Source organism: Nostoc sp. (genome assembly GCF_036917455.1).
Classification (GTDB): Bacteria; Cyanobacteriota; Cyanobacteriia; order Cyanobacteriales; family Nostocaceae; genus Nostoc.
In genome coordinates, this window is record NZ_JBALDK010000174.1 from 1 (window position 1) to 6,837 (window position 6,837).

At 38.2% G+C, this 6,837-nt stretch carries 6 protein-coding genes; 5 read left to right on the top strand and 1 reads right to left on the bottom strand.

Translation table 11 applies throughout. The features are described 5' to 3' along the window. The 4 genes from V7K42_RS18520 to V7K42_RS18535 all read left to right on the top strand — a co-directional run. On the top strand, positions 1–336 hold a 336-nt coding region (locus tag V7K42_RS18520), incomplete at its 5' end, for a hypothetical protein (RefSeq protein ID WP_334918571.1). Positions 337–537: 201 nt separating this feature from the next. Further along, positions 538–2,214 (top strand): PfaD family polyunsaturated fatty acid/polyketide biosynthesis protein, encoded by a 1,677-nt coding sequence (locus V7K42_RS18525; RefSeq protein WP_334918573.1) that lies wholly within the window; start codon positions 538–540, stop codon positions 2,212–2,214. Positions 2,215–2,216: 2 nt separating this feature from the next. Then, positions 2,217–3,731: a thioester reductase domain-containing protein gene (locus V7K42_RS18530; protein WP_334918575.1), complete on the top strand. Its 1,515-nt coding sequence runs from the start codon at positions 2,217–2,219 to the stop codon at positions 3,729–3,731. 677 nt (positions 3,732–4,408) lie between these two features. Continuing rightward, positions 4,409–5,212 carry an SDR family NAD(P)-dependent oxidoreductase gene (locus V7K42_RS18535; protein WP_334918577.1) on the top strand — a complete coding sequence of 268 codons (804 nt, stop codon included), beginning with the start codon at positions 4,409–4,411 and terminating at the stop codon, positions 5,210–5,212. 82 nt (positions 5,213–5,294) lie between these two features. On the opposite strand, the gene hetI is transcribed toward V7K42_RS18535, so the two are convergent. Beyond that, on the bottom strand, positions 5,295–6,014 hold the full coding sequence (hetI, locus tag V7K42_RS18540) for a 4'-phosphopantetheinyl transferase HetI (protein ID WP_334918579.1): 720 nt from the start codon (positions 6,012–6,014) through the stop codon (positions 5,295–5,297). Positions 6,015–6,336: 322 nt separating this feature from the next. On the opposite strand from hetI, the gene V7K42_RS18545 reads away from it, so the two are divergent. After that, the coding region (locus tag V7K42_RS18545) for an acyltransferase family protein (protein WP_334918581.1) at positions 6,337–6,837 on the top strand (501 nt) is incomplete at its 3' end.

The following is a 6,837-nucleotide window of genomic DNA, read 5'->3' on the forward strand; positions in this document are numbered from 1 at the left end:
TCTAACATCTTGCCTCAGCCAGAAGAAGTAAAAGCGAAAAATATCATTGATAACGTTTTTGAAACGAGAGAACAATTACAATCTTCTGAGTCAAGCGCAATCAGACAGCCAATTCCTGTTTTTTCCCCACCCGTCAGAACCAAAAAAATTAGTAGCATCATCAGCATGTTCGATTTAAATAAGACCCAGTATCAAAAGCTCAATGCTAATAATTCCCAGATAACTAAAGCACATACAGCCTTTTTACAAGCTAGACAAGATTACAGTCAGCAAATGAGCGAAATCATTCAATTGCAACTAGCTTGCGCTCAAAACTTGCTTAACGACGAATCTTAATATCTCATACCAATTCTCTCTCAACTTGCACCAATTAATTCTTAACTCACCTCTTCCTTTGTGCCCTTTGCTTCCTTTGCGGTTCGTTTAAAAATTATACGTGCATCTCCTAGAGAATTGGTATGAAAATCTAGACTCTTATAAAAAGTCTACACCCTTCAACTTTATCATCCATTGTTTGTAATCCGAGGGATAACTACCGTGACAACCGTAGATACGGTACTAAGTAAACACGATAATGGCCTTAACTTCTCCGCCTGGTCTTATAACAAAAACCAAGTTTGGAAAGGTTCTTTAGAAACAGTATCTTTCGAGAAACAAACCATCAAAGATAAATTGATGGTATTAAATAAACCCTGCTACATCGTGAAAGTTGCCGGAAAAATCGGTGTCACCAATGAGGGGTATTTATCCCCAGGTGATAATGGCACAACAGCACAAGTAGAACTCTTAACATTCGCAGCCCCAATCCGCATCCAACAATTTGGAGACCCCACTTTTCTCTCCTCTCATGGAGTGAAATATGCTTACGTTACTGGCGCAATGGCTGGCGGAATTGCTTCCGAAGAAATGGTCATTGCACTAGGAAAAGAACAAATTTTAAGTTCCTTTGGTGCAGGTGGTTTAACTCCAGAACGTTTGGAAGCAGCCATAAATCGCATTCAACAAGCTTTACCTCAAGGGCCTTATGCTTTTAATCTAATCCACAGCCCCAACGAACCAGCGATTGAACGCCGGGCCGTAGATTTATATCTCAAATATCAAGTGAGAACAGTAGAAGCATCTGCATTTCTCGACTTGACTCCCAACATTGTTTATTACCGTGTTGCTGGATTGAGTTTAAATAGCAGTAATCAAATTGAAATCAAAAATAAAGTCATTGCCAAAATTTCTCGCCGAGAAGTTGCTACTAAATTTCTGCAACCAGCACCAGCCAGAATCCTCAAAGAACTCCTGGAACAAGGGTTAATTACTGAGTTACAAGCAACCCTTGCAGCCAAAGTTCCGATGGCTGATGATATTACCGTCGAGGCTGATTCTGGAGGTCATACAGATAACCGTCCCCTGGTTTGTGTGTTACCTTCTATTATTGCCTTGCGGGATGAAATTCAAGCACAATATCATTACCAAACACCCATTAGAATCGGCGTAGCAGGGGGAATTGGTACACCACAATCAGCATTAGCAGCCTTTATGATGGGTGCTGCTTATGTAATGACCGGTTCCATTAATCAATCATGTGTTGAATCTGGGGCTTGTGAACATACCAAAAAGCTATTAGCCCAAGCAGAAATGGCTGATATGATAATGGCTCCGGCAGCAGATATGTTTGAAATGGGAGTCAAATTGCAAGTTCTCAAACGGGGTACGATGTTCCCCATGCGAGCGCAGAAATTATTTGAACTCTATCGCGCCTATGATTCCATTGAAAGCATCCCCCTTCCAGAAAGAGAAAAATTAGAAAAACAAGTTTTTCGCAAAACTATTGCCGAAGTATGGGAAGGAACTGCGGCTTATTTGTCCCAAAAGAATCCTGAGAAACTTGGGAAAGCAGTTAATAATCCTAAACTGAAAATGGCGTTGATTTTCCGTTGGTATTTAGGATTATCTTCCCGTTGGTCTAGTTCTGGCGAAAAAGGTAGAGAAGTAGATTATCAAATTTGGTGTGGCCCGGCAATGGGCGGTTTCAATGACTGGGTACGCGGTTCTTATTTGTCTGAACCAAATAATCGTGGTGTAGTCGATGTTGCCGATCAAATTATGACTGGTGCAGCCTTTTTGTATCGCGTCCAAAATTTGAAAATTCAAGGACTGCAAGCTTCCGATTATTACAGTCAGTATCACCCTGTTCGTTCTACATTATTGTTGGAGATTTAAAAATGACTATAAAACAGTCTTTCACAGCAGACGATATTCAAATATTTTTGGTATCTAACTTAGCTAAGTTACTAGGAGTATCAACTGATGAAATAGATATCAAAGAACATTTAGAAAACTATGGTTTGGATTCAGCCCAAGCAATGATTTTAGTAAGTAACTTAGAAAAGTTGCTCGGATTTCAACCATCTCCATTGCTTCTGTGGCATTACCCAAATATTGAAGCTCTTTCACAGCGTTTAGCTGAAGAAGTGCAAGAAGGTTCACCTGTTCAAGATACAAAGGTAGTAGCCTCTAATGCCAACACTGCACCCTCTGTTCTCGATTTAGGTGCTGAGGCTGTTCTTGATCCTACCATCCATCCCGGTGCTGCATCTAATGTACTTGTGGGTGAACCCAAGAACATCTTTATAACTGGAGGAACAGGCTTTTTAGGAGCTTTTATCATCCGGGAACTGCTGCAAGAAACTAATGCGGATATCTATTGTTTAGTGCGTGCTGCTAATGCCCAAGAAGGCAAAAGCAAACTCCAAAAGAATCTGGAACAGTATGCAATTTGGCAGGAAGAATTTACCTCCAGAATTATTCCGATTGTCGGCGATTTATCTCAGCCATTGTTAGGTATTGGTTCGGAACAGTTTCAAGTCTTAGCTGCAAATATTGATACCATTTATCATAGTGCTGCTTTGTTGAATTATGTTTTTCCCTACTCTGCACTGAAGGCAGCCAATGTTTTAGGCACTCAAGAAGTACTGAGATTGGCTTGTCAAGTTAAAGTCAAGCCTGTACATTACGTTTCTAGTGTGGCTGTTTTTGAATCCACAGCTTATGCTGGCAAAGTTGTTAAAGAACAGGATGAATTCAATCATTGGGAAGGTATTTATCTTGGTTATTCACAAACAAAATGGGTAGCTGAAAAGTTAGTCAAAATTGCTCGTGACCGAGGTCTTCCTGTAACTATCCATAGACCACCACTGATTTCTGGTGATAGCAAAACAGGCATTTGTAACACACATGACTTTATCAACTTGATGACAAAGGGCTGTCTACAAATGGGATATTTTCCTGATGTAGATTATATGTTGGATATGTCACCTGTGGACTATGTAAGTAAAGCGATCGTTTATCTATCAAGACAAAAAGAATCCATAGGTAAAGCTTTCAATTTACAACATCCTCAACCTGCTGCTTTGAAAATGCTAGTTGAGTGGATACGCTCTTTTGGTTATTCAGTTGAAATGATTCCTTATGAAAAATGGCAATCAGAGTTAATCAATAATGTGACTTCTGCTGACAATCCTTTGTACACTCTGCGACCATTTTTGCTAGAACGCTGGTCTGATGAACAACTAACTATTCCTGATTTGTATTTACAAGCTAGAAGACCCCATATTAGCTGCCAAGATACTCTTCATGCATTGGCAGGTAGTTCTATTGCGTGTCCTCCAATTGATTCTCAATTGTTTATGATTTATACCGCCTACTTGATTCAAAGTGGATTCTTAAATCTCGCTTAGAAATTCACAACTTGTGTAGGATGTTGGAAAAGTGTTTGGCTGTGATTTTAGGCACTTAGAGATCCCCCTAATCCTCCTTAATAAGGATGGGATAATAAACTCTAAATCCCCCTTAGAAAGGGGATTTAGGAGGATATCTAAACGTTAAAAAGGTAACGCACTATCCCGGATACTTTGATGCGTTACAGAAGCCGTAATACACCCTAAAAAATAATTTTTTAGTCAACGTTTTTTAGAACTCAGTACTACTGAATAGCCAATATTTCAGATGCCAGCAAGAACTCACATACTAACAGTGGCAATATAATTGCCCTGTTTTTTTATGCTCAACAATGTAAATTTTTAGTATCTACCTCTTGACAGAAGCAATCGAGGATAGAATGGTTAGTGTCGGGCACAAAAGTTTGATTTTACCTGCTGGCTTTTGATTACTCATAGAAACCAGCGCTAGCAGTTTGAAATAACCGAACTTCTTTAATGCTCAACTTCTTCGATACATAAATCCTAAGTTTGCGTTTGAATTGCTACATCTATCTAACGCATCACACAAGCATTTGAAAGGGTAATAACTTAAGACATTTATCGTCTGTTCAGGTATTACACGCACTTCATTGTAGAACGATAACCACTGTAAATGCAACGCAGCTTCATCAAGTTGAATTCACCAATATTCTTACATGAACACAACACATCAAGGTCGGAGCAAAAAAACTGCTCTTATTACTGGGGCAGCTGGTGGAATTGGGTACGAATTAGCATGTATTTTTGCTGCTCATGATTACAATCTGGTCTTAGTAGACAGAAATGGGTTAAAGCTTGTAGAAATTGCAGCTAGATTCCAAGATAAATTCGGAAATTTTGTCAAAACTATTGTTAAGGATTTATCTATCTCAACAGCTCCTGAAGAAATTTTCACGGAGTTACAAAAAGCGGATATTAATGTTGATGTGCTGGTAAATAATGCTGGATTTGGTATACATGGATTATTTTACGAAACAGACCTAGCTACTGAATTGGAAATGCTACAGGTAAATTTAGTGTGTCTCACCCATTTAACTAAGCTATTTGTGAAGGGGATGGTAAAGCAAGGTGATGGTAAAATTTTAAACGTCGCCTCGGCTGCGGCTTTTCAACCAGGGCCTTTGATGGCAGTTTATTTTGCTACTAAAGCCTATATCTTATCTTTTTCAGAAGCGATCGCTAATGAATTAGAAGGTACTGGTGTCACTGTGACAGTTCTTTGCCCAGGTTCAACAGAATCTGGCTTTCATGAGCGAACTGGTATGGCTGACTCTAAGTTACTCAAGGGCAAGAAAATGATGGATGCAAAAACAGTTGCCGAAATTGGTTTTCACGCCTTAATGAAGGGCAAAACCATTGTCATTCCTGGTTTTATGAATAAACTACTTGCAAAAAGCGTCAGATTTGTACCCAGAAATCTGGTGACAAAAATTGTGAGAAATATGCAGGAGGACAAATAAGTAGATTGTTATTTGTCATTGGTCATTTGATAATGTTGGCAAAATCTCTTTTCTTTCACTCAGGAGATGAGTTTAATCAACATTAATATTGCCAACACTTTATATGCCAGCCAAAATTCTCTACAGCAACAGCAGCAACATAATTGTTAGCAGGCACTAGCTCAAAAAGACTCCAGTCTTCAGATATCTGTAACTTGGCTGGTTCTGTGGGAGTGAGCGACACTTCAATTTGCTCTAACTGGGATAGTCCGTCTCCAGTTGCTTTTAAATAAGCTTCCTTACAAGTCCAGTAACGGAAAAATACCTCTTGCTGTTGCTTGGGAGATAGCGATCGCAACATATCATATTCTCTCGGTAAAAAGAACCGTTTGGCAAGAGCTTCTACATCAGACATCGGGCGAATATATTCTAGGTCTACACCAATTGGACGGGTGCAATTCACCGCACACAAACCCAACCCTTGAGAATGAGACAGGTTAAACTCCAGTCCACTATCAGCAAATGTATCTGCTAATACTGGTTTGCCACGCTGTTGATAATTAAACTGCACTTGTGGCGGCTGGATACCCAAATAGCGACCTAATATAGTTCGCAGGATACCACGACCAGCGATGAAACGCTGTCGGTGTTCCTGAAAATAGAACCGTTCAGCACGAGCCGTTTCGTCACTGGAAAGAGTTGCTGCTAAATTTTGCAGCTGTGGTTCTGGTTGGTCAAGTTCTATGCGCCAGACATGAATTTCATCCTGTAATAAAATTAAATCTGTCGGTGTAGGTTGCCAGAGATGATCGGTAGCGGTCATGATAATTCGTAATTCATAATTCGGAGTTCATCATTCATTAATTTAATTTTGAATCGGGTGTTAGATTAACTTTGATTAGGTGTTTATTGGCGTTGATATTATAATTTGAGAAAGTTTTTTAATATGATTATTTTTGCTTATATAGTGCATCAGCTTGAGTTAATAATTATTTTTTAAACTATTTATATTCCAGCCCGATGAAATACTTAGTGGCTTTCGTAGCTTTTTGCATATATGTTGAATAGTTTACTCATATTCTAAAAAATTTATTCCTTAATTATACTAAAATAACACTCAGTAATTTTATTTTTGGAGATGTGTAATGGGAATCTATCGTTTCCTGTTATCAATTTTTGTTGCCATAAGTCATACAGGAGTACTTGTAAACAGCTTAAACCCCGGAGTGATAGCAGTAATATCATTCTTGCTTATAAGTGGATATGTAATGACAGCCTTGATATCTAAAAATTATTTTGCTCCTAAAAAAATTGTTTGGTTCTATCTCGATAGGATTTTGAGAATTTATCCGCAGTATTTATTTAACACAATAACAGTTTTAATTATTTATTCTATCTTTGGATTAAACTCACCTTTTCTTAGTAAACCTACAGAAATTGGATTATTACAAAATCTTTTGATAATACCTATGGGATTTTATATGATTCCTTGGGTAGGAGACAAATTCATGATTATTCCACCTGCATGGTCGCTGGGTCTTGAAGGATGTTTTTATATCTTAATTCCATTTTTATTAATATATAAATTACAAAAAATATTTTTTCTATTATCATCTATAATTTTTTTAATGGCTTATTTAGGAATT